The sequence below is a fragment of the Mycolicibacter sp. MU0102 genome, assembly GCF_963378105.1.
Lineage (GTDB): Bacteria > Actinomycetota > Actinomycetes > Mycobacteriales > Mycobacteriaceae > Mycobacterium > Mycobacterium holstebronense.
Genome location: NZ_OY726398.1, coordinates 4,082,375 through 4,109,253, shown reverse-complemented (window position 1 = coordinate 4,109,253; position 26,879 = coordinate 4,082,375). Strand labels below are relative to the sequence as shown.

27 protein-coding genes are annotated in these 26,879 nt (G+C 66.2%); 12 read left to right on the top strand and 15 right to left on the bottom strand.

Annotated features, from left to right (window positions below; translation table 11 throughout):
• Window positions 1-50: 50 nt before the first annotated feature.
• The 5 genes from RCP37_RS19445 to RCP37_RS19425 are packed head-to-tail and all read left to right on the top strand — an operon-like array spanning window position 51 to window position 5,198.
• On the top strand, window positions 51-836 hold the full coding sequence (locus RCP37_RS19445) for a 2-keto-4-pentenoate hydratase (protein ID WP_308484601.1): 786 nt from the start codon (window positions 51-53) through the stop codon (window positions 834-836).
• 20 nt (window positions 837-856) lie between these two features.
• Complete coding sequence (locus RCP37_RS19440) at window positions 857-1,786, top strand: acetaldehyde dehydrogenase (acetylating) (RefSeq protein WP_065153197.1); 930 nt, start codon at window positions 857-859, stop codon at window positions 1,784-1,786.
• Window positions 1,786-2,814, top strand: coding sequence for a 4-hydroxy-2-oxovalerate aldolase (dmpG, locus tag RCP37_RS19435; RefSeq protein WP_308484508.1), 1,029 nt, complete (start codon window positions 1,786-1,788; stop codon window positions 2,812-2,814). The genes RCP37_RS19440 and dmpG overlap by 1 nt, the downstream gene beginning before the upstream one ends.
• 7 nt (window positions 2,815-2,821) lie before the next feature.
• Window positions 2,822-4,903 carry a RecQ family ATP-dependent DNA helicase gene (locus RCP37_RS19430; protein ID WP_308484600.1) on the top strand — a complete coding sequence of 694 codons (2,082 nt, stop codon included), beginning with the start codon at window positions 2,822-2,824 and terminating at the stop codon, window positions 4,901-4,903.
• A gap of 31 nt (window positions 4,904-4,934) precedes the next feature.
• Window positions 4,935-5,198, top strand: a complete 264-nt coding sequence (locus tag RCP37_RS19425; RefSeq protein WP_308484599.1) for a hypothetical protein — start codon at window positions 4,935-4,937, stop codon at window positions 5,196-5,198.
• Window positions 5,199-5,255: 57 nt separating this feature from the next.
• Here RCP37_RS19425 and RCP37_RS19420 read toward each other — a convergent pair whose 3' ends face one another.
• From RCP37_RS19420 to RCP37_RS19400, 5 genes are all read right to left on the bottom strand, one after another.
• Window positions 5,256-6,527, bottom strand: coding sequence for a cytochrome P450 (locus RCP37_RS19420; RefSeq protein ID WP_308484598.1), 1,272 nt, complete (start codon window positions 6,525-6,527; stop codon window positions 5,256-5,258).
• A gap of 524 nt (window positions 6,528-7,051) precedes the next feature.
• Window positions 7,052-7,771, bottom strand: a complete 720-nt coding sequence (locus RCP37_RS19415) for an EthD domain-containing protein (RefSeq protein WP_308484597.1) — start codon at window positions 7,769-7,771, stop codon at window positions 7,052-7,054.
• Window positions 7,772-7,783: 12 nt separating this feature from the next.
• Window positions 7,784-8,725 carry a TIGR03619 family F420-dependent LLM class oxidoreductase gene (locus RCP37_RS19410; RefSeq protein ID WP_308484596.1) on the bottom strand — a complete coding sequence of 314 codons (942 nt, stop codon included), beginning with the start codon at window positions 8,723-8,725 and terminating at the stop codon, window positions 7,784-7,786.
• Window positions 8,722-9,189, bottom strand: a complete 468-nt coding sequence (locus RCP37_RS19405) for a nuclear transport factor 2 family protein (protein ID WP_308484595.1) — start codon at window positions 9,187-9,189, stop codon at window positions 8,722-8,724. Before RCP37_RS19405 ends, RCP37_RS19410 begins: the two co-directional genes overlap by 4 nt.
• A complete protein-coding gene (locus RCP37_RS19400) occupies window positions 9,186-10,121 on the bottom strand; it encodes an IclR family transcriptional regulator (protein WP_308484594.1) in 936 nt (311 codons plus the stop codon). The genes RCP37_RS19405 and RCP37_RS19400 overlap by 4 nt, the downstream gene beginning before the upstream one ends.
• A gap of 96 nt (window positions 10,122-10,217) precedes the next feature.
• On the opposite strand from RCP37_RS19400, the gene RCP37_RS19395 reads away from it, so the two are divergent.
• The 3 genes from RCP37_RS19395 to RCP37_RS19385 are packed head-to-tail and all read left to right on the top strand — an operon-like array spanning window position 10,218 to window position 13,275.
• Window positions 10,218-11,345, top strand: a complete 1,128-nt coding sequence (locus RCP37_RS19395) for a hypothetical protein (protein ID WP_308484593.1) — start codon at window positions 10,218-10,220, stop codon at window positions 11,343-11,345.
• Window positions 11,346-11,347: 2 nt separating this feature from the next.
• Complete coding sequence (locus tag RCP37_RS19390; protein ID WP_308487158.1) at window positions 11,348-12,130, top strand: SDR family oxidoreductase; 783 nt, start codon at window positions 11,348-11,350, stop codon at window positions 12,128-12,130.
• On the top strand, window positions 12,130-13,275 hold the full coding sequence (locus tag RCP37_RS19385; protein WP_308484592.1) for a sulfotransferase family protein: 1,146 nt from the start codon (window positions 12,130-12,132) through the stop codon (window positions 13,273-13,275). The genes RCP37_RS19390 and RCP37_RS19385 overlap by 1 nt, the downstream gene beginning before the upstream one ends.
• 86 nt (window positions 13,276-13,361) lie before the next feature.
• On the opposite strand, the gene RCP37_RS19380 is transcribed toward RCP37_RS19385, so the two are convergent.
• Together RCP37_RS19380 and RCP37_RS19375 are read right to left on the bottom strand one after the other, a co-directional pair.
• Window positions 13,362-13,832, bottom strand: coding sequence for a hypothetical protein (locus tag RCP37_RS19380; protein ID WP_308484591.1), 471 nt, complete (start codon window positions 13,830-13,832; stop codon window positions 13,362-13,364).
• Window positions 13,833-13,842: 10 nt separating this feature from the next.
• Window positions 13,843-15,015, bottom strand: a complete 1,173-nt coding sequence (locus RCP37_RS19375) for a 3-ketosteroid-9-alpha-monooxygenase, oxygenase component (protein ID WP_308484590.1) — start codon at window positions 15,013-15,015, stop codon at window positions 13,843-13,845.
• A gap of 110 nt (window positions 15,016-15,125) precedes the next feature.
• Here RCP37_RS19375 and RCP37_RS19370 point away from each other — a divergent pair, with 110 nt between their 5' ends.
• Complete coding sequence (locus tag RCP37_RS19370; RefSeq protein WP_308484589.1) at window positions 15,126-15,659, top strand: gamma carbonic anhydrase family protein; 534 nt, start codon at window positions 15,126-15,128, stop codon at window positions 15,657-15,659.
• Between the two features lie 18 nt (window positions 15,660-15,677).
• On the opposite strand, the gene RCP37_RS19365 is transcribed toward RCP37_RS19370, so the two are convergent.
• From RCP37_RS19365 to RCP37_RS19350, 4 genes are read right to left on the bottom strand one after another with little or no spacing between them, the layout of a single operon-like run.
• Window positions 15,678-16,088, bottom strand: coding sequence for a nuclear transport factor 2 family protein (locus RCP37_RS19365; RefSeq protein ID WP_308484588.1), 411 nt, complete (start codon window positions 16,086-16,088; stop codon window positions 15,678-15,680).
• A 13-nt stretch (window positions 16,089-16,101) separates the two neighbouring features.
• Entirely contained in the window at window positions 16,102-17,286 is a 1,185-nt protein-coding gene (locus RCP37_RS19360; protein ID WP_308484587.1) for a thiolase family protein, read from the bottom strand.
• On the bottom strand, window positions 17,286-18,350 hold the full coding sequence (locus RCP37_RS19355) for a thiolase family protein (protein WP_308484586.1): 1,065 nt from the start codon (window positions 18,348-18,350) through the stop codon (window positions 17,286-17,288). Before RCP37_RS19355 ends, RCP37_RS19360 begins: the two co-directional genes overlap by 1 nt.
• An 8-nt stretch (window positions 18,351-18,358) precedes the next feature.
• Window positions 18,359-19,351 (bottom strand): Zn-ribbon domain-containing OB-fold protein, encoded by a 993-nt coding sequence (locus RCP37_RS19350; RefSeq protein ID WP_308484585.1) that lies wholly within the window; start codon window positions 19,349-19,351, stop codon window positions 18,359-18,361.
• 58 nt (window positions 19,352-19,409) lie between these two features.
• Between RCP37_RS19350 and RCP37_RS19345 the strand changes: the two genes are divergently transcribed.
• Window positions 19,410-20,441: an LLM class F420-dependent oxidoreductase gene (locus RCP37_RS19345; RefSeq protein WP_308484584.1), complete on the top strand. Its 1,032-nt coding sequence runs from the start codon at window positions 19,410-19,412 to the stop codon at window positions 20,439-20,441.
• Between the two features lie 66 nt (window positions 20,442-20,507).
• Window positions 20,508-22,058, top strand: a complete 1,551-nt coding sequence (locus tag RCP37_RS19340; protein ID WP_308484583.1) for an acyl-CoA synthetase — start codon at window positions 20,508-20,510, stop codon at window positions 22,056-22,058.
• 43 nt (window positions 22,059-22,101) lie between these two features.
• Here the strand turns inward: RCP37_RS19340 and RCP37_RS19335 are convergent, their stop codons facing one another.
• From RCP37_RS19335 to RCP37_RS19320, 4 genes are all read right to left on the bottom strand, one after another.
• Complete coding sequence (locus tag RCP37_RS19335; protein WP_308484582.1) at window positions 22,102-22,587, bottom strand: Imm61 family immunity protein; 486 nt, start codon at window positions 22,585-22,587, stop codon at window positions 22,102-22,104.
• Window positions 22,584-24,470, bottom strand: a complete 1,887-nt coding sequence (locus RCP37_RS19330) for a TNT domain-containing protein (RefSeq protein WP_308484581.1) — start codon at window positions 24,468-24,470, stop codon at window positions 22,584-22,586. Before RCP37_RS19330 ends, RCP37_RS19335 begins: the two co-directional genes overlap by 4 nt.
• Complete coding sequence (locus RCP37_RS19325) at window positions 24,452-24,766, bottom strand: DUF2563 family protein (RefSeq protein ID WP_308484580.1); 315 nt, start codon at window positions 24,764-24,766, stop codon at window positions 24,452-24,454. The genes RCP37_RS19330 and RCP37_RS19325 overlap by 19 nt, the downstream gene beginning before the upstream one ends.
• Before the next feature lie 116 nt (window positions 24,767-24,882).
• Window positions 24,883-25,608: an acetoacetate decarboxylase family protein gene (locus RCP37_RS19320; protein ID WP_308484579.1), complete on the bottom strand. Its 726-nt coding sequence runs from the start codon at window positions 25,606-25,608 to the stop codon at window positions 24,883-24,885.
• A 30-nt stretch (window positions 25,609-25,638) separates the two neighbouring features.
• Here RCP37_RS19320 and RCP37_RS19315 point away from each other — a divergent pair, with 30 nt between their 5' ends.
• A complete protein-coding gene (locus RCP37_RS19315) occupies window positions 25,639-26,868 on the top strand; it encodes a cytochrome P450 (RefSeq protein WP_308484578.1) in 1,230 nt (409 codons plus the stop codon).
• The last annotated feature ends 11 nt before the right edge of the window (window positions 26,869-26,879 follow it).

The following is a 26,879-nucleotide window of genomic DNA, read 5'->3' as shown; positions in this document are numbered from 1 at the left end:
CTGAACGGCTCGTTTCATCCGCTCAACACCACCCGAGGGGACCATCGAAGATGCTCAGCGCCCAGATCCGTGAGGAACTCGCCGCCGAGTTGGCGCAAGCGGAGCGGAGTCGGGTTCCGATCTCTCCGTTGACGGCGGCTCAGCCCGGCATCGACGTCGTCGACGCCTACGAGATCCAGCTGATCAACATCCGCCAGCGGATCGCCGAGGGCGCCCGCGTGGTCGGCCACAAGGTCGGCCTGTCCAGCGAGGCGATGCAGCAGATGATGGGCGTCGACGAACCGGACTACGGGCACCTGCTCAACGAGATGCAGGTGTTCGAGGACAAGCCGGTCAAGGCCTCGAACTACCTCTACCCGCGGATCGAGGTCGAGGTGGCCTTCATCCTGGCCGCGGATCTGCCGGGCGCGGACTGCACCGAAGAGGACGTGCTGGCCGCGACCGAGGCCTTCGCCCCGGCAATCGAATTGATCGACAGCCGGATCAGCGACTGGAAGATCAAACTCTGCGACACCATCGCCGACAACGCCTCGTCGGCGGGATTCGTGCTGGGCAAGCAGCGTGTCAAGCCCGGTGACATCGACATCAAGAACATCGATGCGGCGCTGACCAAGAACGGCGAGGTGGTCGCGCAGGGCCGCAGTGACGCGGTGCTGGGCAACCCGGTCACCGCGGTGGCCTGGCTGGCTCGCAAGGTGGAAAGCTTTGGGGTGCGGTTGAAGGCAGGCGACATCGTCTTGCCGGGCACCGCGACCCGGGCCATCGACGTACACGCCGGTGACGACTGTGTCGCCGACTTCACCGGGCTGGGTTCAGTCCGGCTGGTTTTCGCATAGATTCCAATAGAGGAGCGTTCATGGCTGCCAAAGCCTCAGTGGCGATTGTCGGGTCGGGCAACATCAGCACCGACCTGCTGTACAAACTGTTGCGTTCGGAGTGGCTGGAGCCGCGCTGGATGATCGGTATCGACCCGGAGTCCGAGGGCCTGGCCCGAGCCCGCAAGCTCGGCCTGGAGACCTCGGCCGAGGGGGCGGACTGGCTGCTGGCCCTGGATGAGAAGCCGGACTTCGTCTTCGAGGCCACCAGCGCCTACGTGCACAAGGCGTACGCGCCCAAGTACGAGGCCGCCGGCATCCGGGCCATCGACCTGACCCCGGCCGCGGTGGGCCCGGCGGTGATCCCGCCGGCAAACCTGCACGAACACGTCGACGCACCGAACGTCAACATGATCACCTGCGGCGGCCAGGCCACCATTCCGATCGTGTACGCGGTCACTCGCGCGGTCAAAGCCCAGGGCGGCACCGTGCCGTATGCGGAGATCGTTGCCAGCGTCGCGAGTGTGTCGGCCGGGCCGGGTACGCGGGCCAACATCGACGAGTTCACCAAGACCACCTCGGCGGGTGTGCAGACCATCGGCGGTGCCGAGCGCGGCAAGGCGATCATCATCTTGAACCCCGCCGACCCGCCGATGATCATGCGCGACACCATCTTCTGCCAGATCCCCGAAGACGCCGACCGCGACGCGATCACCGCGTCCATCAAGGACGTCGTCGCCCAGGTGCAGACCTATGTGCCGGGCTACCGGCTGCTCAACGAGCCGCAGTTCGACGAGCCGTCGCTGAACTCCGGCGGGCGCGCCGTGGTCACCACCTTCGTCGAAGTCGAGGGCGCCGGCGATTACCTGCCGCCGTATGCGGGAAACCTGGACATCATGACCGCCGCCGCCACCAAGGTCGGCGAGGAGATCGCCCGCGAGATGGCGGCAGCAAAGGCTGGAGGAGCGTAATGAGCGACCACATCTTCGATGTGCGGATCACCGACACCTCGCTGCGCGACGGCAGCCACCACAAGCGTCACCAGTTCACCCCCGAGGAGGTCTCGGCGATCGTCGCCGCGATCGACGCCGCCGGGGTGCCGGTGATCGAGGTGACCCACGGGGACGGGCTGGGCGGGTCGAGCTTTAACTACGGGTTCTCCAAGACGCCCGATCAGGAGTTGATCAAGCTCGCGGCGGCCACGGCCCGCGACGCCAAGATCGCCTTCCTGATGCTGCCCGGCGTGGCCACCAAGGAAGACATGAAGCAGGCGCAGGGCAACGGCGGCGAGATCTGCCGGATCGCCACCCACTGCACCGAGGCCGATGTCTCGATCCAGCACTTCGGCCTGGCCCGCGAGTTGGGCCTGGAGACCGTCGGGTTCTTGATGATGGCCCACACCGTCACCCCGGAGAAGCTGGCCGCCCAGGCCCGCATCATGGCTGATGCCGGTTGCCAGTGCGTGTACGTGGTCGACTCGGCCGGTGCGCTGGTGATGGAAGGTGTTCGCGATCGGGTGGCCGCGTTGGTCACCGAGCTCGGTGATGACGCTCAGGTGGGCTTTCATGGCCACGAGAACCTCGGGCTTGGTGTCGCCAACTCGTTGGAGGCGGTGCGCGCCGGTGCCAAGCAGATCGACGGCTCGGTGCGCCGATTCGGCGCGGGTGCGGGCAACGCCCCGGTCGAGGCGCTGATCGGGGTGTTCGACAAGGTCGGAATCAAGACCGGGATCGACTTCTTCGACATCGCCGACGCCGCCGAGGAAGTGGTGCGCCCGGCCATGCCGGCCGAGTGCGTGCTGGACCGCAACGCGCTGATCATGGGCTACTCCGGGGTGTACTCCAGCTTCCTCAAGCACGCGGTGCGCCAGGGCGAGCGTTACGGCGTGCCCGCCCATGAGCTGCTGCACCGGGCCGGGCAGCGCAAGCTGATCGGCGGCCAGGAGGACCAGCTCATCGACATCGCGCTGGAGATCCAGCGGGAGCGGGCTGCGAAATAATCGCGGCATGACTTTGCGGCCGCAGGCCCAGGCGATTCTGGAGCAGCTGGCCGGACCGCAGGCGCGGCTGCGCGACGACCAGTGGGCCGCGATCGAGGCGCTGGTGGTGGCGCGCCGCCGCGCCCTGGTGGTGCAGCGGACCGGCTGGGGCAAGTCGGCGGTGTACTTCATCGCGGCGAAGTTGCTGCGGGCCAGCGGGAACGGTCCGACGGTGATCGTCTCGCCGCTGCTGGCGTTGATGCGCAACCAGGTCGCCGCGGCCGAGCGAGCCGGTGTGCACGCGGCCACCATCAACTCCTCGAACGTGACCGAGTGGGCCGACGTGCAACGCCGGGTGACCGCGGGCGAATTGGACGTGCTGCTGGTCAGCCCGGAGCGGCTCAACAATCCCGACTTCCGCGATGAGGTGCTGCCGGCGCTGGCGGCCCGGGCCGGGCTGGTCGTGGTCGACGAGGCGCACTGCGTGTCGGACTGGGGCCATGACTTCCGGCCGGACTACCGGCGTATCCGCACCCTGATCGCCGAACTCGGCGCCGACATCCCGGTGTTGGCGACCACGGCGACCGCCAACGACCGGGTGGTCGATGATGTCGCCGGCCAGCTCGGGGTCGGCGGTGGCGACACACTGGTGCTGCGTGGCGGCCTGGACCGCGAGTCGCTGCGGATGTCGGTTGTGCAAGCCGGTGGCCCGGCTCAGCGGGCCGCCTGGATCGGAACTCACCTGGAGAAGCTGCCCGGCTCCGGGATCGTCTACACGCTCACCGTGGCCCAAGCCCACGATGTGGCCACCGACCTGCGTGCACAGGGGTTCGTGGTGGCCGCCTACACCGGTTCCACCGACTCGGCAGACCGGGAGCAACTCGAGGCCGATCTGTTGGCCAACCGGGTCAAAGCTCTGATCGCCACCTCGGCGTTGGGCATGGGATTCGACAAGCCCGACCTGGGGTTCGTCATCCACCTGGGTGCGCCGTCTTCGCCGATCGCCTACTACCAGCAGGTCGGTCGGGCCGGGCGCGCCACCGCCAGCGCTGAGGTGATTCTGTTGCCCGGTGCCGAGGACTCCGACATCTGGCGCTACTTCGCCTCCCTGGCCTTCCCGGCGGAGGCTTTGGTGCGCAAGGTGATCGGCGAGTTGTCGTCCGATCAGCCGCTGTCGACGCCGGCATTGGAGGCTCGGGTCGACCTGAATCGGTCGCGCTTGGAGATGGTGCTCAAGGTCCTCGACGTCGACGGCGCGGTACGCCGGGTCAAGGGCGGTTGGCTGGGCACCGGCGCGGCATGGACTTACGACGAGCAGCGCTACCGCAAGCTCGACGAGCTCCGCCGGGCCGAGCAGCAGGCCATGCTGGACTACCAGAGCACCGACGGCTGCCGGATGAGCTTCCTGCGTGCCCAACTCAACGACCCCCAGCTGCAGGCTGGGGAGCGTTGCGGTCGTTGCGACAACTGCGCCGGGCCGCGATTTGACGCCGAAGTGGACTCCGCCGCGGCCGCGGCCACCCGGGAGCGGCTGATGCGCCCGGGGGTGGAGATCACGCCACGGCGGCAGTGGCCGTCCGGGCTGGCGCAACTCGGCGTCGAACTCTCCGGCCGGATCGCCGACGGCCCGGAACCCGGTCGGGTCATCGGCCGGCTCACCGATCTGGGCTGGGGTGCGCGGCTGCGGCGGCTGCTCGACGAGCCGGACCGCGAGGTTCCTGACGAGGTGGTGCGCGCGGCGGTGAGTGTGCTGGCCGGCTGGGGGTGGCAGAGCCGGCCGACCGCGGTACTGGGGCTGGATTCGGCGACGCACCCGGTCCTGATCGGGTCGCTGGCTGACCGGCTGGCCGAACTCGGCCGCCTGACCCGGTTGGACACCTTGCGGTACGCGCCGCACCGGCGCGCGACAACGGCAGCCAACTCGGCCTACCGGGTCGCCGCGTTGCAGGATTGCTGGCTGCCGCCGGCGGAACTTCCGGCCGGTGTCGGCCCGGTGCTGTTGGTCGACGACGTGACCGACACCGGGTGGACGTTGACGATGGCGGCCCGGGTGTTGCGTGCTGCCGGTGCGCCGCAGGTCCTGCCGTTCGCCCTGGCCAGCGTCAACTGAGCCACTCCGCCGGCGCGGGTACCGTCGAGTGATGAGCGGTCTTACTCGAGCGATTGCGGTCGGCTTGCTGAGCGTGGCCGGGGTACTGACACCGGTGGCCAACGCGGCACCATGCGACCAAACCTTCGGTAACTCCGTCGACTCGTACCTGAAGCGGCATCCCGACGTGAAGAACAACCTGTCCAATCGGGGGAAGCAGGAGGACCCAGGGGCGCCTGACCCGGTGCTGTCCTACCTCGAACGGCACCCGGACGTGCGTCAGGCGTTGATCACGCTGTCCCAGCAGTGTGTGTGACGAACGGCGATCGGAACACATAGCGGCTGGTGGGTTGCCCCTGCGAACATTCTCAGTTCAGTCGACAGTGCAGGGCAGGGTTTTGATGCCGTGAACGAATTGCGAGCGGAGAACTTCGGGTTCGGCGCTGGCTCGAATATCGGGGAAGCTTGTGAGTAGCTTCTCGAGTACCACGCGCATCTCCATGCGGGCCAATCCGGAGCCGAGGCAATGATGTGGGCCGCCGGCTCCGAAGGCCACGTGCTCGCGTGCGTTGTGTCGATGGATGTCGAAGGTGTGTGGGTCGGTGAACACGGTTGGGTCGTGGTTGGCGGCTAGATACCACAGGACCACCTTGGCGCCTTTCTTGATGATGTGTTCACCCAATTGGGTATCGGTGGTCGCTGTACGTCGCATATGTAGAACCGGGGATGACCACCGTAGGATCTCTTCGATCGCGTTGTTATTAAGTTCCTCGAAATTCTGGGCTAGATTCCGTTTTTGGTCGGGGTTCGCACTCAGTAAAGACATGGCCCAAGATAGTCCGGTGCGAGTGGTATCGTTGCCGGCTGCGGCGAGCAATATAACGAAGGAACCGAATTCGATAGGTGTAAGTCTGTTGCCATCGACCTCGGCGTTCATGAGTTGCGAGGTAATGTCGTCGCCGGGGTGTGCTTGCCGCTGTTTACCGAGGTCTATGGTGTAGTTGAAGAACTCGGCCGCTGCGTTCAGGCTGGTCGCGACGTCGCTGACATCGGAGTCATTGACCCCTAGGATTAGGTCAATAAGTTCCCGCAGTCGGCCGCGATCGTCCACCGGAATATCGAGCAGATCGGAAATTACCTGGAACGGGAGGTGCGCGCCGACCGTTTCAACGAAGTCAAACGTTCGGGTTTGACGAATATTATCGATGATGGAATCAGTTAAAATACCGACGTAATCTGTCATTTGGCGAATAGCGCGGGGCGAAAAGGCTACCTGAACGAGGCGTCTGTGGTTTCGGTGTTTGGGGCCATCCATTGCGATGATGGATCCGAGCATCTCCAGCAAATGCTGCGGAAGGTCGTCGAGCGAAAATCCCTGCGTGTTGGAGAAAGTCTGGGGGTCGCGGCTGACTGTTCGGACAGCTTGGTAAGAAGTCAGGGACCAAGCTCCTGATCCATCTGCGCCTTCGAGGTACTGGACTCCATCGCCGTGCTTACGAATGTCGGCGAAGGCGGCGAGCCGCTGGTGAGCGTCTGCGTCCCAGAATGGGCTGATCTGCATGGGATCGAGACTCAGATTGGCCGACGAGAGTGTCATGTTTCTCTTTCCTTGATGACTGCGGCGCCGGCTCAACAGTTCGGCCAAGGACCCCGAGGGTGCGCGCCGCATCGCCTCATCCCTTGTCCGTGTCGCTGCACGGGGGTCTAGCCCGAGCTGCTGAAACGCCGTCGCTGGGTTGATTTACGGCCAGCTACTAAAGACGGGTGCAGTGTTCGACATCGCAAAGTGGCCGCAGGGAGGCCATTGCCCCGCCGCAGAAGTTGAGTCAGATTCGCCCCAATCGCCATGGCGGTGCTCCGCATCGGTTGACGACACACCTCTAACATACCTTTTAGTATGGTTGCACGAGCAAAGTTTGCCGTCAAGACAATTCGCGCCGACGGTACGGTGCCGTCGTGGTGAGACGGCCTGGCCGCCATGACAATGCTGGTCCGACGCCAGCCGTCAGCCGGCGCCGCCGACTGCTAGGTGGCGCTACTTTCGCGCCAAGTGGTGGCATCCAGATGTCAGGAACGACCTGAACGAGCAGGGCAAGCAGGAGGGCCCAAGCGCACCCAACCCGGTGTTGGCCTATCTGGAACTGCACCCCGATGTGCGTCAGGCGTTGATCACGCTGTCCCAGCAGTGTGTGTGACGAACGGCGATCGGAACACATAGCGGCTGGTGGGCACCGTGTCGATGTTCAGGTGAGCGCCGAAAGCGCTGACACTGGCGATCATCCGGCCCACCCGATCAGTGAGGTCGGCCTGGTCGGCCGCGCCGTAGAACGCGTACGGGTCTGACACCGCCTCGTCGGGGAAGTTCTCCTCGACAATGGCGTCGATTCGGGGCGCGTCGGCGGTGAGCGGGCGGATCACGACATTCTGGGTGTAGCCGAAGGTCGCCTGGGTGTCGATCGCGACCTGGGTGTGGTCGATGTGCCAGCGGTGCAGCCAGGTCGCCTCGTCCAAGTCGGCCGGCCGGCGCAGCAACGCCACGTTGGCCAGCCCGCGGGTACGGCGGCCCTCGCCGAGGTCCGGTGGCGGCATGGGCATTGATTCGGTCACCAGATACGCTGCCGCCGAATCGGATTCTGCTTCGATCAGCGCGATGGCATCGCGGGCCTGCTGCCCGTAGTACTGCTGGGTCCACAGGCTGATGACGGCCGCCGCCGGCGGATCCAGCGTCGTCAGGGTCATCATGGAGTCGCGCACCGGCTCGTCGCGCACGTTGACCACGACGCCCGGCAGCTCCAGATCCAGCAGTTTCGTCGCGATCGGACCGCGCAGCTTCTGGCACCACCGCTCGCTGAAATCGGTTGTCCGCGCGACGATCATGACCTTTTCCATCGATGTCTCTCCTTAACCGGTTGCGGCGCGGAACGCCTCGACGAGCTCGCGAAGCAGATCAGTGGCCCGGCCGACGTCTTTGGGCAGCGAGCAGGTGACCCGCACATCGGTGACCCCGGCGGCTACCAGTGCCGGTGCGGAGGCCGCGGTGGCCTCGGTGTCCAGGGAGCCGTCCGGGTGCTTGGCGGTGGTCGCGTGGCCCAGGACCTGCAGGCCAGTTGGATCGCCGCCCAGGCGCGCGATGCGCTCCTTCATGGCCGCGATCGCGCCGGCCGGGTCGCGCATCGCCGGGCCCCACGGGATCCAGCCGGACCCGAACCGGGTCAGCCGGCGCGCCACCGCATCGTTGACGGTGCCGCTCACCCAGATCGGAACCCCGCCGGGCGCAACAGGTTTGGGCATCTGGTGAATGTTCTCGAAGGACAACTCCGGGGACGTGTAAGTGCTGCGCTGCTGAGTCCACAATGTCTGGCACACCTCCAGGGTGTGGTCCAGGAGCCGCCCGCGGCGCTCGAACGCCAGGCCGGCGGCCTCGTACTCCTCGCGTTGCCAGCCGACGCCCACGCCGAGATCCAGCCGTCCTCCCGACAACACGTCCAGCGTGGCCAGCTCCTTGGCCAGCACGGCCGGCCGGCGCAGTGCCGCCAGCAACACCGCGGTGCCCAAGCGGATGCGGGTGGTGGTGGCGGCCAGCGCGGTCAGCACGATCAGCGGGTCCAGCCACTGGCCGTCGGGGCCGGTCGGCTGGCGCCCGCCGGCGATCCCGCCCAGTCGGGGGTCGGCGTAGGCGTCCGGGTTCTCGCCGAACACCACGTGATCGGAGACCACGACACGATCGATGCCCGCAGCGTCCATCGCCGCGCCCAGCGCCAGAGTGGTGCACCAGTCGTGGCCGGGGTCGTCGGTGAAAGTCTTCAGCTGAAAAGAGATTTGCGGCTTCTGTACTGAAGTCATGAGCGCACCTGGCGGGCCGGTCGGGATTCGATCGCGTCGATGGTCAGCGCCCGCTGCGCGATCCGCCAGCCCTGCTCGACGCGGTGATAGGTGTCGCGGTAGCGCAGATACCAGACGTGGTCAGTGAGCTTGCCGTCGTGCTGGATCCAATGATGCGCTACCCCGGTGATCTCTCCGGTCGCGACATCGCCGGGCGTCGCACTCGCGTAGATCTCGCCGACGATGCCGTGCTGGGTGCGGGTTACCGCGGTCAGTGCCGACATTGCGTCCCGTACGCCGGCGTGGCCGTGGTGTCGCACGCATGGCTCCAGGTGATCCGGCGGATCCGGCAGGACGAGTTCGGCGTTGGCGGTGAACAATTCGGCCACCTCGTCGAATCGTCGCGCGTCGACGTAGCCGGCGTAGCGGTGCACGAGCCCGGATAGCTCGAGTCGGGAGGCAGTCGACAAGACCAGCGTGGTCATGGCGCCGAACCTAACAGCCATGCGGGCTTGCTCCCGCCGAGCTGCGCGGTGAGCGCCTCGGCGGTCCGCAGCAGTCCGCGGGCCCACTTGGTGATCTCGGAGTCGGTCAGTGCTCGCTGGGCGTGCAGCGACACCACCATTGCTTGGCGTTGATGGTGGTCGTAGACCGGCGCGGAGATCACGCTGATGTCGTGGCGGCCCCGGGTGCCGGCTTCGCCACGCAGATACACCCGCTCGCCGATATCGGAGACCAGTTCACCGAGCAGGGCCCGCAGTTCGTCGGGCAGATCGCTGGACAGGCCCGCCATCAACCCGTAGAGCCGTTGTCCGCCCGGTGTCAGGCGCTCGACCAGATACCCATCGGCACGGCATTCGTCGACGACGCGCTGCAGTCGTTCGCTCTCCGATCGCAGCGGGATGGTGGGCTGGCGGGCTAGCCAATCCTGCAGGGCAGGGTCGTCCCAGAGCACGAACATCAGCCCGACCGGCGGCGCAAACGGATAACTCTGGCCGGCCTGAACTCCCAGATGGGCGTTGGGTGCCGCCACCAGTTCCAGCACCGTGATCCGGTCGTCGACCACCGCGCTCAGCGCCGCCGAAGTGGCGAAATCCGCGGACAGTCGCCGCAGTTGCTCGCGTGCCTCGGGGCCGACCCGCAGCGACTGCTGGGCCGCGCGACCGAGCGAGATCAGGCCCGGTCCGAGTCGGTAGGTCTTGTCGGGATGGTCCCGTGTCAGGTAGCCCGCGTCGGCCAGGGCGTTGGCGATGCCCAGGCAGGTCGGCTTGGACAGCTCGGTGCGCCGGGCCAGTTCGGAAAGGCCGAAGCTCTGGTCGGGGTGGCGGGCCAGAAAATCCAGGATCGTCACCACCCGCTCGGTCGGCGGGGACGACCGCACGATCCGTTGGGGCGCCGCTTGTTCAGGCACAGCCATTGCAGCATGCTACCGCGACCGTCTAAAGTCGGTTCGAGATATCTACCATCTCGGTCCAATAATGGACCAATCGACGATTTGGGAGGTGCTGCAGCGATGTACTCCGAACCCCTGTCGGCCGCGATCGCCGAGGCGGAGAAGCTGGTCGCCGCGGCCCCGCACATCGAGACCGAGGCCGACCTGCTCGAGGGCCTGCAATACCTGGCCGGCGGTGTCGAGGCGTGTGTGCACGCCGCCTTCAACAGCGAGCGCGACCACCCGTTCTTGCTCTCGGGCACCGGGCCGTTCACCAAGATGGGCCTGGACAACCCCGACACGCTGTACTTCGGCACTGTCGTGCGTCCCGGCAACGACTACGTGGTGCAGGGCACCCGGGGAACCACGACCGACCTGAGCTTCCAATTGCTCGGCGGCGAATACACCGACGACAACGTCCCGGCCAGCGAGGCCGCCTTCGACGATCGCGAACTCGATGTTGCCGCCGACGGCACCTTCACCTGGCGTTTCCAGCCCAAGACGCCGGCGCAACTGGTGATCCGCGAGGTCTACAACGACTGGGCCGCCCAGCGCGGCACGCTCTCGATCGCCCGGACCGACACCGAAGGCACCGCGCCGCCGCCGCTGACCCGCCAACTCATCGAGAAGCGTTATGCGGCAGCGGGAAAGCAGTTGATCAACCGCGTCAAGACCTGGCTGGCCTTCCCGCAGTGGTTCTATCTCAACCTCCCGGTCAACACCATGGTGGCGCCGCGGCTCACGCCGGGCGGGCTGGCCACGCAGTACTCGTCGGCCGGGCACTACGAGCTCGAGCCCGGCCAGGCGCTGGTCATCACGCTGCCGGTGTCGGACGCGCCGTACTTGGGATTCCAGTTGGGCAGTCTGTGGTACATCTCGCTGGACTACATCAACCACCAGACCTCGTTGAACGGCACTCAGGCGCAAGCCGATCCGGACGGCAAGATCCGGATCGTGGTCTCCGACACCGATCCCGGGGTCACCAACTGGGTCGAGACGTGTGCCCATCGGCGCGGCTTCCTGCAGTTCCGCTGGCAACGGGTGTCGCGGCAACTCACCGAGGCCGACGGCCCCACCGTCGAGCTCATCGACGTCGATGCGGTGCAGACGGCACTGCCCTTCTACGACCACAACAAGATTTCGCAAGAGGACTGGCGAGCGCGAATCGCGCAGCGGCAGCAGCAAATCGCTAACAGAATGCTGGGGTGAAGATGACCGGAATGCTGACGGGCAAAGTCGTTGTGATCAGTGGGGTCGGGCCGGGGCTCGGCAGCACGATGGCCAATCGGTTCGCGGCCGAGGGTGCCGACCTGGTGCTGGTCGCGCGCAGCGCCGATCGCCTGGAAGAGGTGGCCAAGCAGGTCAGGGCTGCCGGGCGTCGCGCCCTGGTGGTCCCGGCCGACATCACCGATGACGACCAGGTCGCGCACCTGGTGGAGGCAGTCTCAGCCGAGTTCGACCACATCGACGTCTTGATCAACAACGCCTTCCGGGTGCCGTCGATGAAGCCGTTGGCGCAGACCACGTTTCAACACATCCGCGACGCCATCGAACTCAGCGGGCTGGGCGCGCTGCGCCTGACCCAGGGCTTCACGCCGGCGCTGGCGGCGGCAGGCGGCTCGATCGTCAACCTGAACTCGATGGTGATCCGGCACTCGCAGCCCAAGTACGGCGCCTACAAGATGGCCAAAGCCGCGCTGCTGGCGATGTCGCAGTCGCTGGCATCCGAACTGGGTGAGCAGGGCATCCGGGTCAACTCCGTAGCGCCCGGATACATCTGGGGTGACACCTTGCAGAGCTACTTCGCCCACCAGGCCGGCAAGTACGGCACCACCGTCGAGCAGATCTATGCGGCCACCGCCGCCAACTCCGACCTGAGGCGACTGCCCACCGAGGACGAGGTGGCCTCGGCGGTGCTGTTCCTGGCCAGCGATCTGGCCAGCGGGATCAGCGGGCAGGTTCTCGACGTCAACTGCGGGGAGTACCACAACTGATGACGGCTCGTACCGATGTAGGCACCGTCGAGGATCTGCACGCCTCGGCCACCAAGATGGTGGGTCTGGACGACTTCGGCCCCGACGACGACAACTACCGCGAAGCGCTCGGCGTGCTGCTGGATTCCTATCGCACTGAGGCCGATCTCACCGAGCTGGGCAGCAAGATGAACCGGTTCTTCCTGCGCGCTGCGCTGGTGGCCCGGCTGCTGTCGCAGGCCGGCTGGAATGCGAACCCCGAGTACACCCAGGTCGGCATCGAGCGGCCGATCTTCGTCACCGGGCTGCCCCGTACCGGAACCACCGCGCTGCACCGGCTGCTGGGCGCCGACCCGGCGCATCAGGGCTTGGAGATGTGGCTGGCCGAGTTCCCGCAGCCGCGGCCGCCACGCGAAACCTGGGACAGCAACCCGGTTTTCACCCAGATGCAGGCTCAGTTCGCGCGGCACCACGACGAGAACCCGGACTACACCGGGCTGCACTTCATGACCGCCGACGGCTTGGAGGAGTGCTGGCAGCTGCTGCGCCAGTCGCTGCACTCGGTGTCCTATGAGACGCTGGCGCACCTGCCGAGCTATTCGCGCTGGCTCTCCGAGCGGGACTGGATCCCGTCGTACCGGCGGCACCGCCGCAACCTGCAGCTGATCGGGCTCAACGACCCGGGTAAGCGCTGGGTGCTCAAGAACCCCAGCCACCTGTTCGCGCTGGACGCGATCATGGCGGTCTACCCCGATGCGCTCATCGTGCAGTGCCATCGGCCGGCCGAAACCATCCTGGCGTCGATGTGTTCGCTGGCTCGGCACACCACCGAAGGCCAGTCGAACACCTTCGTGGGCGCGCGGATCGGCGCCGACGAGATGGAGACCTGGGCGCGCGGGTTGGAGCTGTTCAACACCCAACGCGCGCAATACGATCAGGCGCAGTTCTGCGATATCGATTACAAGGAGTTCGTCGCCGACCCGCTGGCCACCGCCGCGGGCATCTACGAACACTTCGGTCTGCCGCTCTCCGATGAGGCGCGCCAGGCGATGGCCGACGACTATGCCGCCAGCAAGACCGGACCGCGGGCGCCGAAGCACGAATACTCGCTGGCCGACTATGGATTGACCGCCGGGCAGGTCCGGGAGCGCTTCGCCGGCCTGTGAGCCTCTTCTAGGCGCGAGCAGACATAGAATCGCACTCACCGCCATCGCGGGGTGCGATTCTATGTCTGCTCGCGGGTTGAAGTGAGCTAGTCGATGCCGTCGCCGGGCGGGGGAGCGCTGGAGCGCTCCTCCAGGTGGCCCTCGGCGACCGCGTGCGAAATACTCTTCGACAGCTTCGGACAGCCGCGACTACGGCTACTGGCGTGGCCGGCCTCGCGCTCGGCGGCGAAATAGGCGCATTGCTTCACCGCCGCCGAATTCCATTGCACCGAGGTGTATCCGGGGCCCAGCTTCTTGACCTCGACAGTGGCGGTGCAGTGCCGGCATTCCACCGGCATCAGACCCGAATGCAGGTAGCGGTCGGTATCCCGTTCGGTCGCAGCACGAATCGCCTCGTAGCGTTCCGGGTCGACCGGAAACAGCGGTTGCCGCGAGTAACGGGTGTCGGGCCCGTCGTCGTCGGGGGAGTCGCCGTGCTCGCCGTGGTCGTCGTGCGGGCCGTAGAACATCAGCATGGACCGGGCCAGCTCACCGGCGTCGGGAACCTCGCGGGCCATGGTGTCAGACCTACTCTGCGTTAACGGTTTCTGAAACCTTTGGGGCCTTCGCTTCCGCTTCCTGCACTCGCAGGTTCTCGGCGACCTCCGCGTTCCACTTCTCGTTGGCCACCGTGGCGTCGATCTCGATCTCGTAGCGGTCGGTCATCTCCGAGGTGACGTCGGCAGCGTCGACGTAGAACTGCGAGTACCACCGGCGCAGCTGGTAGACCGCCCCGTCTTCCTCGACCAGCAGCGGGTTCTCGATCCGGCTCTTGTGCGTCCAGATCTCGACGTCCTGCAGGAAGCCCTTGCTGACGCCGTCGGTCATGGCGTCGGCGATCTTCTCTGTGGTCGCGTCGTCGAGGCCCTTGGGCTTCTGCACGATGACGCCCCACATCAGCCGGAACTGGTCCTGGCTGATCGGGTAGTGGCAGTTGATCAGGATCGACTCGGCCTTGAAGCCGCCGTAGCTGTTGTGCAGCCAGTTGATCATGAACGACGGACCGAAGTAGGAGGCCTCGGAGTCCAATTCCGAACCGCCGTAGCTGGTGCCCAGGCCGGGCACGTCGGAACGCCCGACATTGTGCAGGTACTGCGAGGCGATGTGGCCCTCGAAGACGTTCTTGAACGAGGTGGGCAGCCCGTAGTGGATATAGAAGAAGTGCGCGAAGTCGGTGACGTTGTCGATGATGTCGCGGCAGTTGGAGTCGATCACCATGGAGTTCCAGCGCCAGTCGGTCCACTCGCCGCTGGACCACTCCGCGATCTCCGGGATCCGCACCTCGTCCGGCGGCGGGTTGCCCTCCGGGTCGTTGTACATGAACAGCAGCCCGCCGCGCACGTCGGTCGGGAAGGACTGGGTGCGCGCAACCCGCGGCGTCCGCTTGGAGTAGGGCACCAGCTTGCAGCGGCCGTCGCCGCCCCAGCGCCAGTCGTGGAACGGGCAGGCGACTTCGTCGCCCTTGATCTCACCGCGACTCAGGTCCCCGCCCATGTGGCGGCAGTAGGCGTCGAGCACGTGCAGGTCACCGTGCGAGTCGGCGAACACCACCAGCTTGGCGCCGAACGCGTGGATGGAGTGCGGCTTGCCGTCCTGGAAGTCCTTCACCGGTCCCAGGCAGTGCCAGCCACGCGCATAGCGGTCCGGCAGTGTTCCGGTATCGATGTGGCGGACGCCGACCTCGGCGTTGTCAGTGCTCACCTGTTGCCTCCAACCCTTTGCTTCTAACTAGAACACGTTACAGTTTTGACACCTGTTTGCGCAATAAACCCTGCTGGTTCGGGGTCTTTGGTCCCTGGTATATGTGAACGATGCAGCTGTTCTCCTTCAATGGTCGCTCGCCACGGATCGATCCGACGGCCTTCGTCGCGCCCACTGCCACACTGATCGGCGACGTCACCATCGAAGCCGGGGCCTCGGTGTGGTTCGGCGCCATCTTGCGGGCCGACGACGCACCCATCGTGGTGCGGGAAGGCGCCAACGTGCAGGACGGCTCGGTGCTGCATGTGCCGCCCGGTGTGCCGGTGGACATCGGCCCGGGCGCGACGATCGCCCACATGTGCCTGATCCACGGCGCCAACATCGGTGCCGAGGCGCTGATCGGCAACCACGCCACCGTGCTCGACGGCGCGGTGATCGGCAGCCGCAGCCTGGTGGCGGCCGGTGCGATGGTGCTTGCCGGCACCAAGATCCCCGCCGGGATGCTGGTGACCGGCTCGCCCGCCGTCGTCAAGGGTCCGATCGCGGGGACCGGCGCCGAGATGTGGATCAACGCCAACCCGCCGTATTACCGCGATCTCGCGCAGCGTTACCGCGAAGGCATGGAGCCGGTCACGCCGGAGTGACCGGCCGCAGCGCCGCGCTTAGAGCTTGCGGGCGGTCTTGGCGGCGCGGTCCAACTCCCAGTAGGCGCGCAGCGCGACCAGTTCACCCTTGTCGTTGGCGCGGTAGGTGAACACGCCCTCGGTGACGATCTGGTGGCCGCCCATGGTGATGGTGATGTTCCCGGTGTTGGCTTCCTCGTCGCCGCACTGGAAGGTATCGGAGAAATTGAATTCGATCTTGTCGGTGGGCGCGATCGCCTTGTCCCAGAACGCCGAGATCTCGTCACGACCGCGGTGACCCTTGCCCTCAGGGTCGAAGTGCGACGGACCGACCGGATCCTGCACGATCGCATCGCCGGCGAAGTTCGCCAGCCAGGCCTCCTTGTCGCGGGCTGCTACCGCGTCGCGGGAGCGCTTACCTGCCAGGTGGGCGGGGTGATCTGCGTTCATGCGAGTGGTCCTCTCACTTGGCGGGCTTGTCGGCTGGCTTGTCAGCGGAGACGACCCACATCGAGTAGTACTGCGAGCCACCGCCGTAGGCGTGGCCCAGCGCCTTGCGGGCGTTCGGCACCTGGTGGTCGCCGGCCTTGCCCATCACCTGGATCGCCGACTCGGCGAACCGGATCATGCCCGAGGCGCCGATCGGGTTGGATGACAGCACCCCGCCGGAAGCGTTGACCGGCAGCTTCCCGCCGATCGCGGTCTCGCCGGCCTGGGTGAGCTTCCAGCCCTCACCGGGGGCAGCGAAGCCCAGGTTCTCCAGCCACATCGGCTCGAACCAGGAGAACGGCACGTAGATCTCCGCGGCGTCGATCTCGTCGATCGGGCTGGTGATCCCGGCCTCCTTCCACAGCGCGGCAGCGGCGTCCCGGCCGGCCTGCGGATTGACCTGGTCGCGCCCGGAGTAGGCCAACGGTTCGGTGCGCAGCGCGGTGGCGTGAATCCAGGCCACCGGCTCGCCCGCATCGATGCGAGCCTGCGCGGCGGTCTCGTCACCGATCACGATCGCGCAAGCACCGTCCGAAGACGGACAGGTCTCGTCGAAACGGATGGGGTCCCACAGCATTTGGGACGCCATCACCTTCTCCACCGTGATGTCGGGCTGGTGCAGGTGGGCCAGCGGGTTGCGGGCGCCGTTGAGCCGGTCCTTGACCGCGACGATCGCGCCGATGTCGTTCGGCGCTCCGGAACGGCGGATGTAGGCGCGCACGTGCGGGGCGAAGTAGCCGCCGGCGCCGGCACCGACCGGCTTGGTGAACGGCACCGGGATGCTCAACGCCCACATGGCGTTGGACTCCGACTGCTTCTCCCAGGCCATCGCCAGCACGCGCCGGTACTTGCCGGACTTGACCAGGCTGGCCGCCACGATCGCGGTCGACCCGCCCACCGAACCGGCAGTGTGCACCCGGATAAGCGGCTTGCCGGTGGCGCCAACAGCATCCGCCATGAACAACTCGGGCATCATCACGCCCTCGAAGAAGTCCGGCGCCTTACCGACTACCACCGCGTCGATGTCGTCGAACGTCGAGCCCGAATCGGCCAGCGCGCGGTCGATGGCCTCACGCACCAGGCCGTTCATTGAGACGTCTTGGCGCTTTGCGACGTACTTGGTCTGCCCGGTTCCCAGCACTGCAGCGAGTTGGCCCATCAGTTGCGTCCTTCCATCACCGCGACCAGGTTCTGTTGCAGCGCTGGACCGCTGGTGGCATGCGCCAGTACCCGGCCCGCCGAACGGTTGAAGATGTGCTGCGCGGCGAAGCCGATGCGCTCCAGCCCGGCTACGAACATCGGATTGGCCGCCAGGGCACCGCCGGAGGCGTTCACCTTCGTCTTCGACGGCAACCGCATCGCCTCGGTCAGGATCAGATGCTGATGGGTGAACGGCGCGTGGATCTCGGCGACGTCTACCGCGGGCATGTCATCGCCGCTGGCGGCGCGCGTCGACGCGGTGGTCGATGGAGAGCGGGTTAGGTCCCGGCTGCCCAGCACCGGAGACTCGATGCGGTGCTCGAAACCGGTGATCCACGCCGGGTTTTCGCACAGTTCTCGGGCCTTGTCGCCCGCGGCCAGGACAATCGCGGCAGCGCCGTCGGTGATCGGTGCGATGTCGTGCCGGCGCAGCGGGTCGGCGAAGAACGGGCGCCCCAGCAGTTCGTCCAGGCTGGTGGAGGGCTCGACCGAATCAACCCGGTCGGCGACGGCGAACGTATCCAGTGCCACCCGCGCCATCTGCTCAGCGGTCCATTGGCCGCCGTCCAGACCGAGCCGGGCCTGCAGGGCTGCGATCGAGACCGAGTCCGGCCACAGCGGCGCGACGGTATAGGGGTCGGTCTGCAGGGCCAGGATCCGGCGCAGCTGGCCGGCAGAGGACTTGCCGAAGCCGTAGGCGAGCGCGGTGTCGACCTCGCCGGTCAACACCTTGATGTAGGCCTCGTACAGCGCCCACGCGCCGTCCATCTCCACATGCGACTCGTTGATCGGCGGAACCGCGCCGATCGAGTCGATCGCGGAGATGAACGAGAAAGCCCGTCCGGCAAGGTAGTCCGAGGAACCCGAGCACCAGAAGCCGATGTCGGTCTGGGCGATGCCCAGGTCGGAGTACAACTGAGCGAAACACGGCATCAACATCTCGACGCCGTTGGTGGTGCCGTCGGTGCGGCGAACGTGCGGGGCGTGGGCGAAGCCCACCACCGCGACATCGCGTTGCGTCATGCTGCCCCTCACAGGTGGTGCTTGTAGGTGTCGTAGTCGGCGTCCGGTTCGCCGGTGGGCCGGAAGTACTCGATGTTGTCGATGCCCAGGCCCCACTCCTCGCGGGGCTTCCACACCGCCTCGACGCGCATTCCCATCCGCACGTCATGGGCGTCGATCTCAGACACCAAGTGCAGGAAGGGAATGTCGGCGCCGTCGAGCAGCACGTAGGCGGCCACGTAGGGCGGCTTGATGCGCTGCCCGGCGAACGGAATGTTGATGATGGCGAACGTCGTCACCGTGCCCTTGTCGGGCAGCTCGACGAAGTTGTCCAACGGCAGGCCGGTGGCCGGATCGGCTTCCTTGGGCGGGAAGTACAGCTTGCCCTCGGCGCCGGTGCGCGCCCCGAGCAGCTTGCCTTCCTGCAAGGCGCGCAGATATGCGCTCTCCGGCAGCGAGGCGGTGTGCTGGATCTCCAGGCTGGACGGGATCACCACCATGGTCACCGGGTCGCGGTCATCGGGGGTGTCGGCGACCGGCTCCGCGTCTTCGCCGATCGCGAAGTAAGCGATGTCGGTGATCGCGCCGACGGTCTCGTCGGCCCAGTGTGCGTGCACCCGGGTCCCGACGCTGATGTCCCTGCTGCTTGCGGCCGCCACCGCGTGCAGCAACGGCACGTCGGCGCCGTCGAGCTTGATCAGCGCCCAGGCGAACGGGGTGTCCAGCGGCTGCCCCTCCAACGGGGCCGGCTGCCAGGACCACGACACCACGGTGCCGACACTGGCCACCGGTACGATCTCCGTGAGCGGTTCGTAGCTGACCGGGTCGTACTCGGCCGGCGGCACGTACACCCGACCGTCGGAACCACGTACACCGACGATGCGGCGCTCACGCAGAGCGGTGAAGAACGCGCCCAGAACGGGGCCGACTGAACGTGTGTAGTCGAAGGACAACTTCAGCGGCGCAGAGAGGGGCGGCTCATGCTCATCGATCTGCGCGCGGTTGCTTTGGCTGGCAGTCACGGCATCGAGTAGAACAGGTTCTAACAATGGTGGCAAGCAGGCGAGCGAGGAGCCAAGGATGAAGCTGGGACTGCAACTCGGATATTGGGGCGCGCAGCCGCCGACCAACCACGCCGAACTGGTGGCCGCGGCCGAGGATGCCGGCTTTGACTCGGTCTTCACCGCCGAGGCGTGGGGCTCCGATGCCTACACGCCGCTGGCCTGGTGGGGCTCGTCGACATCACGGGTTCGGTTGGGCACCTCGGTGGTTCAGCTGTCGGCGCGTACTCCGACTGCCTGCGCGATGGCCGCCTTGACGTTGGACCACCTCTCCGGTGGCCGTCACATCCTGGGTCTGGGCGTGTCCGGGCCGCAGGTGGTGGAGGGCTGGTATGGCCAGCGTTTCGGCAAGCCGCTGGCCCGCACCCGCGAGTACATCGACATCCTGCGGCAGGTCTGGGCTCGCGAGGCCCCGGTGACCAGTGCCGGACCGCACTACCCGCTGCCGATCAGCGGTGAGGGCAGCACCGGACTGGGCAAGGCGCTCAAGCCGATCACCCACCCGCGTCGCGCCGACATCCCGGTGATGCTGGGGGCGGAAGGTCCGAAGAACATCGCACTGGCCGCCGAGGTCGCCGACGGCTGGCTGCCGATTTTCTACGCCCCGCGGCTGGCCGGCATGTACAACGAATGGCTCGACGAGGGTTTTGCCCGACCGGGAGCACGGCGCGCCCGCGAAGACTTCGAGATCTGTGCGACGGCCAACATCGTCATCACCGAAGACCGCGCCGCGGCGTTCGCCGCCATGAAGCCCTACCTGGCGCTCTACATGGGCGGCATGGGCTCCGAGGACACCAACTTCCACGCCGAGGTCTACCGCCGGATGGGCTACGGCGAGGTCGTCGACGACGTGACCAAGTTGTTCCGCGGCGGGCAAAAGGACAAGGCCGGCGAGATCATCCCCGACGAGCTGGTGGACGACGCCGCGATCGTGGGCGACGTCGACTACGTCCGTAAGCAGATCAAGGTCTGGGAGGCCGCCGGCGTCACCATGATGGTGGTCACCGGACGCAGCACCGAGCAGATTCAGCAGCTGGCCTCGCTGGTTTAGTTCGGTTCGGCGCGCGGCGCCGGTCCCACCTTGCGGGCAGACTAGAACACGTTCTAGATTGGCCGAATGAGTGAAGCCGGCCTGTGGAACATTGCCCGTGACACCCCCGACGCCGTCGCCGTGGTGGACGTCCACGGTGGCCAGCTGACCTACGCGGAACTGGCCGCCCGCGCGGACCGCTACGGTCGCGGCCTGCAGGCGATGGGCCTGCAGCCCGGCGACGTGCTGGTGATGGTGCTGCCGAATATCGTCGACACGCTCGCGGTGTACTTCGCCGCCATGCAGACCGGGCTCTACATCGTGGCCATCAACTGGCACCTGACCGGTCCGGAGATCGGCTACATCATCTCCGACAGCGGCGCGAAAGTTGTTGTCGCCCACGAGCGGTTCGCTGAGGCAGCCACGATCGCCGCGGACGAGGCCGGCCTGCCCGCCGAGGGGCGGTTCGCCGTCGGAGCGATCGAGGGTTTCCATCCTTTGTCCGCATTGGGTGCCGACGAGCCGGCGACCCGGCCCGACGTGCGCACCATGGGCGCCGCGATGCTCTACACCTCCGGTACCACCGGCAAGCCCAAGGGTGTCAAGCGTCCGCTCACCGGCGCCGACCCCGACGCGGTGCCGGTTGCCTCGGCCGGCTTCTTCGCGCTGTATGACCTGCTGCCGTTCGACAACCACGTGCACATCTGTGGTTCGCCGCTGTATCACACTGCGGTGCTGAACTTCTCGTCGATCTCCATCCAGCTGGGTCACAAGGTGGTGCTGATGGACAAGTGGGACCCCGAAGAGATGCTGGCGTTGATCGACCAGCACAAGGTCACCCACAGCCACATGGTGCCCACCCAGTTCCGTCGGCTGTTGGCACTGCCCGCCGAGGTGCGCGAGCGCTACGACATGTCCTCGCTGCGCAACATGATTCACGGTGCGGCGCCGTGCCCGCCCGAGGTCAAGCGTCAGATGTTGGACTGGTGGGGTCCGGTGATCACCGAGTACTACGCCGCCACCGAGGGCGGCGGCACCAAGATCAGCGGCGCCGAGTGGCTGACGCACCCGGGCTCGGTGGGCAAGGCCTGGCCGTATTCGGTGGTCAAGGTGCTCGACGACGACGGCAACGAGCTGCCGGCCGGTGAGGTCGGCACCGTCTACATGCAGATGGGCGGCTCTACCTTCGCCTATCACAACGACCAGAAGAAGACCGAGGAAAACCGGGCCGGTGACCTGTTCACCGTCGGCGACGTCGGCTACCTGGACGAGGACGGCTACCTGTTTCTGCAGGACCGCAAGACCAACATGATCATCTCCGGCGGGGTCAACGTCTACCCGGCCGAGATCGAGAACGAGCTGATCATTCACCCGAAGGTGCTCGACGTCGCGGTGTTCGGGGTGCCCGACGAGGACTGGGGCGAGGCGATCAAGGCCGTCGTCCAGCCGGCCGAGGGTGTTGTGGGCGATGACGCGCTGACCGCCGAGCTGATGGAGTACGCGGCGGCGCGGCTGGCGAAGTTCAAGCTGCCCAAGTCAATTGACTACATCACGGAGATGCCGCGCGACCCCAACGGCAAGCTGTACAAGCGCAAGCTGCGCGACCCGTACTGGGAGGGGCGGGACGCCAAGATTTAGGGGTGAGGCGCGCTCGGCTGCCTCTGTGTGCCCTGGTGTCCGCTCATGTGGGAAACCCTGCTCTAACCATCTCGTTGATCTCGTCAATGGATTTCGACATCAAATGACTGAAGATGGTGCTGTAAGGCTGTCCTAGAATCGCGCTTCCTGCGGCCGATTTGATCTCTGTTTTCCATTGGTTTTCGGTTGGCGCCACAGTGACGTTGCTGCTGAAGCCCATCTTGTACAGGGGCGGACCCAAGCTTTCCAGGGAGAATGCGCTTCGCGCAGTGGAACCCCATCGCCAAATCAGGTATTTCTCTAGGAGTTCGAAATTGGAAAATTTCGCAGTAGCAGTGTAGCGCTTACCACGGTCGTCTGTCCGATCTACTACCCACCAGTCACCCTCTTTGTAAAGGTAAAATGATTCGTCGTCGGCTAGAAAAGTTGCCGCCGCCTTGTTGTCCAGCGATACGGAAATACTCCTCAGGCTGGCCAAATTAGCAAACTCGGCCCATGCGTGGGACAGTCGAGTGAATTTGCCTGTCATCTACGAACCTCTTTCAGGTAACCTGACTCGATCAATGCCTCGATCGAAGCGTCTTCTCCTGCTGGTGCTATCACGCGATATTGGGTTCCGCCGCCGGGTTGGTGGAACCAAGGGGCTGCTTGGGATTGTTCTAGGCGCCAGCCGGGCGGAAGCGCTGTCCGATCATTTACGACGTATGTGTAATAGGGGTTAGTGGCACTTCCTGGCGGTAGCGACAGCTGGGCGAAGGGTGTTCCATCGGGGGCCAAATAGGCGCCGCCGGGTTTGCCGAATCGTCCGAGTTCGGTTCCCGCGGTCAAGTCGGCGTCGGGGATGACGGTGCCCGGTATTGCGTACGGCTTGCTGGCCAGGCTGTCATCAGGGTAGATCAAGCGGCCGGCGGAGTCGGTGAATTGTGGTCCCGGTTCGATGGGGTGGTAGCCCTCGAACAAGGGTGAATCAGCTGGTAATGGATGTACCTCGGCTGCTGGGGCCGGCACGTGTGGCCCGCTGTGTGGGACGTGTTCGTGCGTAAGCACCGCTGGGCCTTGATCGGCGGTCGTCAGCGGTGGCGGGATGTTATCGCCACTGGTGGTGACCGGGGCGTGCACGCCGGGGTGGTGGATAGCGAGATCGTCGGCGGCGGCCTGCGCGCGGATTTCGGCCTGGGTGATCGCGCGCGGCAGCACGTTGTCGGCGCTCAAGGCGGCAGCGGTACCGCCGCTGGTTTCGAGGGCTTCGCGGGCGAACAGGGACCGTATGCCTTGCCAGCCGGCTTCGACGCCGGCCTTGCCGGCGGTGACGGCGGGCCCGGCACCCACCGCGGTGAAGATGACGTTCTGCAGCAGCGCGTCATCGGGGGTGACGCGGCCCGGGTCGAGGAACCGGGAGGCGGCCAGCTCGCCGTCCTGATAGCTGAAGTAGGCGCCACTGCCGGCGGCGGCGCCTTGGTCGTAGATCTCGCCGGTGCCGTTTTTGAGGGTGCCGGTCACCACCACCTTTTGACCCTCGAGGGTGTAGGCGAATGACACGGCGCCGTCGGGGCCCAGGCGCACCGAGGCAGGATCGATGGTCGAGTAGTCGGGGATCTTGCCCAGGTCGTCGAGGGCATCGGCGAGGTTCTTCTTCAAGGCCGGCAGCCGCGTCATCGCCTCCTGGGCCGCGTCGCTGCCGGCGCCCCGTTGGTAAGCCTTGGCCGTGGCGTCGTCGAGTGCCTTTTGGGCGGCCCGCACCCGCGCCATTGCATCGAGCACCGCCTGGTCGTTGGCGCGCAACAGCTCCTCGAACGCGGACTGGTCGCCCGGCGCGCTCGGGGCGGGACCGAGGGGGCCACCCAGCGGTGCCCGGTCGTAGCCGTGGGAGAGCAGCTTGGTTGTCGAAACCTGAAGTATTCCGGCGTAGTCGTCGCGGAGCTTTTCGATCTGGTGCAAGATGCCGGCAGTGTCATCGATAGCGACCTGCTCCAACTCGGCGGTATCCAGGTGTGCCTGCTGGTACATGCAGATGCGGTTGTCGATGTCTTGAAGCTGGATCTCCAGCGCGTTGATCTTCGCGGCCGCCGACTTCTGGGCCTCGGCCAGCGCGGCGGCGATCATCTCCAGGTCGGTGCCGATTGCCGTGAGCTGGGTTTGCTGCAGGTGCAAGGTGTCGGTGGCGCGTTGCACTTCCACCGAGTCGTTGATCGGGTGCTCGCCGTTCTCCCGGTTCCAAGCGGCCTGAAAGCGTTGGCGGGCTTGGGTGAACGCCGCGCTGGACGCGGCGGTACACGCGCCGGCGTTGTGGAAGGCCTGCGCGAGCTCGTCGACAGCGGCCGGGTTACCGCTTCGCAGGGTGTTGTTGACCTGCCACGGGTCGCCGCCCACGGCATCGATGAGCAGCGGCAGGCTTATGTAGCGGAGTTGCACCGCACTGCACGAAGTTCGGCCGCGTTGTGCTGATCCATACCGATAAATGCCCGCCGGGCGTGGTGTGCCTTGTCCGCGACATCGGCCAAAACCCGGCGCTGATCGTTGAGGGTTGTGATGTGGTCGCAATGGCGGGTCGAGATCGCCTGGTGGAAGGTGTCGGCGGCGCCAAAACTGCCGAAGATTCCCGCCGCCACCGCAGTCTGATCCAACGACGCCGCGCCCGCCTGGGCGTGGTCCGCGGCGCTGTGCGAATGGGTTGCCCCGTCCTTCAGCATTGCCGGATCGACGAACATCGTGACTCCTCTATTGCGTCAGCTGTGAATCAACGTTGACAGCCGGTCGTGCGGGCGTCAATTCACCGAGGAGAATGGCCGAAGTTCGTGGATCAGCCCCGGCCGTGCGTGGACGGTTAGCTGCCGATCACCTGTGCGTCGCCGAAGGTCATCTCGACGCGGCCCACGGTCGACGACATCATCGGCCGCTTGGGCAGGCCCAGCGCGGCCAGCTCGCGGGCGTAGGGGTGGGTGCCCAGCCGCAGCGTGGTGCCGCCGAGCGACCCGCGCACTTTCGAAATCCGCATCTCCCAAGGTACTTGGCGGGTAACCCCGTCGAGATGGCTGAATGCTTGGAGCACCCGGGGCTTGGACGTGAGCAACCCCGGAACCGGCAGCCCGCGACCGAATTCCATGGTGGCGATGTGCTGGCCGCCAGCGGCGACATCGAAACCCAACTGCCGTCCGTCGCGAACGGTGAAGTCCGCCATGATCTTCGGGAATCCCCAGATGGTGCGTCCGGCCTCGAGGGTGAACTCCTGGTCGACCGGCAGATGGTGGATGAACGCGCCGGCGGCGCCCAGTGCGCGCCAGCCGCTGGCCTCGGTGCCCGGGGGGTTGACCATCACCGCGGTGCCGAATTCCAGGTAGCGGCCGAGGTCGCCGTCGATGTAGCGCGCCAGCATCAGATTGACCACGGCGCGCCCCGGCTGCTGCTGGAAGACCTGCAGGCCGCTGTAGTCGATCATCGCCTGCGCGGCGTCTGCAGGGACCGAAAACATAGCGGAATGCACATCCGCGTGACGGATACGGACCGGCATGGTAAGCACAGTGCCAGCGATGGTGTGCTGTGAAAGAGCCATGGCTCCCACTGTAATCCGGGGAGGACGTCAATGACCGAGGTAATGGCCGATGCGAAGCCGGCCACCAAGCCGGACGTCGATCTGACCGACGGCACGTTCTACGCCGACGGGGGTGCTCGTGGCGCCTACGGCTGGATGCGGACCAACGAGCCGGTGTTCCGGGACCGCAACGGGCTGGCCGCGGCGGCCACCTACCAAGCGGTGATCGACGCCGAACGCACACCCGAGGTGTTCTCCAACGCCGGCGGCATCCGTCCCGATCAACCGGGCTTCCCGTACATGATCGACATGGACGACCCCGCGCACCTGCTGCGCCGCAAGCTGGTCAACGCCGGGTTCACCCGTAAACGCGTGCATGCCCAGCTGCCGTCCATCGAGACGTTGTGCGACACCCTCATCGACGCGGTGTGCGAGCGCGGTGAATGCGACTTCGTCCGCGATATCGCCGCCCCGCTTCCGATGGCGGTGATCGGTGACATGCTCGGGGTGCTGCCCGAAGAACGATCGATGCTGCTGCGGTGGTCAGACGACCTGGTGGCCGGACTGAGCTCACACCTGGATCCGGAATCGGCGACGGCTCAAGCGGTCATGGCGGCGTTCGCCGGCTGGACCGAATTCACCAGGAACACCATCACGAAACGTCGGGCCGAGCCCACCGACGACCTGTTCTCCGTGCTGGTCAACGCCGAGGTGGACGGCGCACAGATGACCGACGACGAGATCATCTTCGAGACGCTGTTGATCCTGATCGGCGGTGACGAGACCACTCGGCACACCCTGTCCGGTGGCACGGCCCAGCTACTGCGCCACCTCGATCAGTGGGAGTTGCTGCAGCGCGAACCCGATCGGTTGCCGGTGGCGATCGAGGAGATGCTGCGGTGGACCTCGCCGGTGAAGAACATGTGTCGCACCCTGACCCGCGACACTGAGTTCCACGGCACGCAGCTGCGCGAGGGCGAGAAAATGCTGCTGCTGTTCGAGTCGGCCAACTTCGACGAGTCGGTGTTCGACGAGCCGGAACGCTTCGACGTCACCCGCGACCCCAACAGTCACGTGGCGTTCGGTTTCGGCACGCATTTCTGCCTGGGCAATCAGCTGGCCCGGCTGGAATTGCGGCTGATGACGCAGCGGATTCTGCAGCGCCTGCCGGATCTGCGGCTGGCATCCGGCGACGCATTGCCGCTGCGCCCGGCGAACTTCGTCAGTGGCCTGGAATCGATGCCGGTGGTGTTCACCCCGAGCAAACCGGTGTTGGTCTAGGCGTCTTCGCC

Coding starts and splice junctions, on each gene's coding strand:
- RCP37_RS19445 (WP_308484601.1), top strand. CDS start 51: ATGCTCAGCGCCCAGATCCGTGAGGAACTCGCCGCCGAGTTGGCGCAA.
- RCP37_RS19440 (WP_065153197.1), top strand. CDS start 857: ATGGCTGCCAAAGCCTCAGTGGCGATTGTCGGGTCGGGCAACATCAGC.
- dmpG (WP_308484508.1), top strand. CDS start 1,786: ATGAGCGACCACATCTTCGATGTGCGGATCACCGACACCTCGCTGCGC.
- RCP37_RS19430 (WP_308484600.1), top strand. CDS start 2,822: ATGACTTTGCGGCCGCAGGCCCAGGCGATTCTGGAGCAGCTGGCCGGA.
- RCP37_RS19425 (WP_308484599.1), top strand. CDS start 4,935: ATGAGCGGTCTTACTCGAGCGATTGCGGTCGGCTTGCTGAGCGTGGCC.
- RCP37_RS19415 (WP_308484597.1), bottom strand. CDS start 7,771: ATGGAAAAGGTCATGATCGTCGCGCGGACAACCGATTTCAGCGAGCGG.
- RCP37_RS19410 (WP_308484596.1), bottom strand. CDS start 8,725: ATGACTTCAGTACAGAAGCCGCAAATCTCTTTTCAGCTGAAGACTTTC.
- RCP37_RS19405 (WP_308484595.1), bottom strand. CDS start 9,189: ATGACCACGCTGGTCTTGTCGACTGCCTCCCGACTCGAGCTATCCGGG.
- RCP37_RS19400 (WP_308484594.1), bottom strand. CDS start 10,121: ATGGCTGTGCCTGAACAAGCGGCGCCCCAACGGATCGTGCGGTCGTCC.
- RCP37_RS19395 (WP_308484593.1), top strand. CDS start 10,218: ATGTACTCCGAACCCCTGTCGGCCGCGATCGCCGAGGCGGAGAAGCTG.
- RCP37_RS19390 (WP_308487158.1), top strand. CDS start 11,348: ATGACCGGAATGCTGACGGGCAAAGTCGTTGTGATCAGTGGGGTCGGG.
- RCP37_RS19385 (WP_308484592.1), top strand. CDS start 12,130: ATGACGGCTCGTACCGATGTAGGCACCGTCGAGGATCTGCACGCCTCG.
- RCP37_RS19380 (WP_308484591.1), bottom strand. CDS start 13,832: ATGGCCCGCGAGGTTCCCGACGCCGGTGAGCTGGCCCGGTCCATGCTG.
- RCP37_RS19370 (WP_308484589.1), top strand. CDS start 15,126: ATGCAGCTGTTCTCCTTCAATGGTCGCTCGCCACGGATCGATCCGACG.
- RCP37_RS19365 (WP_308484588.1), bottom strand. CDS start 16,088: ATGAACGCAGATCACCCCGCCCACCTGGCAGGTAAGCGCTCCCGCGAC.
- RCP37_RS19360 (WP_308484587.1), bottom strand. CDS start 17,286: ATGGGCCAACTCGCTGCAGTGCTGGGAACCGGGCAGACCAAGTACGTC.
- RCP37_RS19355 (WP_308484586.1), bottom strand. CDS start 18,350: ATGACGCAACGCGATGTCGCGGTGGTGGGCTTCGCCCACGCCCCGCAC.
- RCP37_RS19345 (WP_308484584.1), top strand. CDS start 19,410: ATGAAGCTGGGACTGCAACTCGGATATTGGGGCGCGCAGCCGCCGACC.
- RCP37_RS19340 (WP_308484583.1), top strand. CDS start 20,508: ATGAGTGAAGCCGGCCTGTGGAACATTGCCCGTGACACCCCCGACGCC.
- RCP37_RS19335 (WP_308484582.1), bottom strand. CDS start 22,587: ATGACAGGCAAATTCACTCGACTGTCCCACGCATGGGCCGAGTTTGCT.
- RCP37_RS19325 (WP_308484580.1), bottom strand. CDS start 24,766: ATGTTCGTCGATCCGGCAATGCTGAAGGACGGGGCAACCCATTCGCAC.
- RCP37_RS19320 (WP_308484579.1), bottom strand. CDS start 25,608: ATGGCTCTTTCACAGCACACCATCGCTGGCACTGTGCTTACCATGCCG.
- RCP37_RS19315 (WP_308484578.1), top strand. CDS start 25,639: ATGACCGAGGTAATGGCCGATGCGAAGCCGGCCACCAAGCCGGACGTC.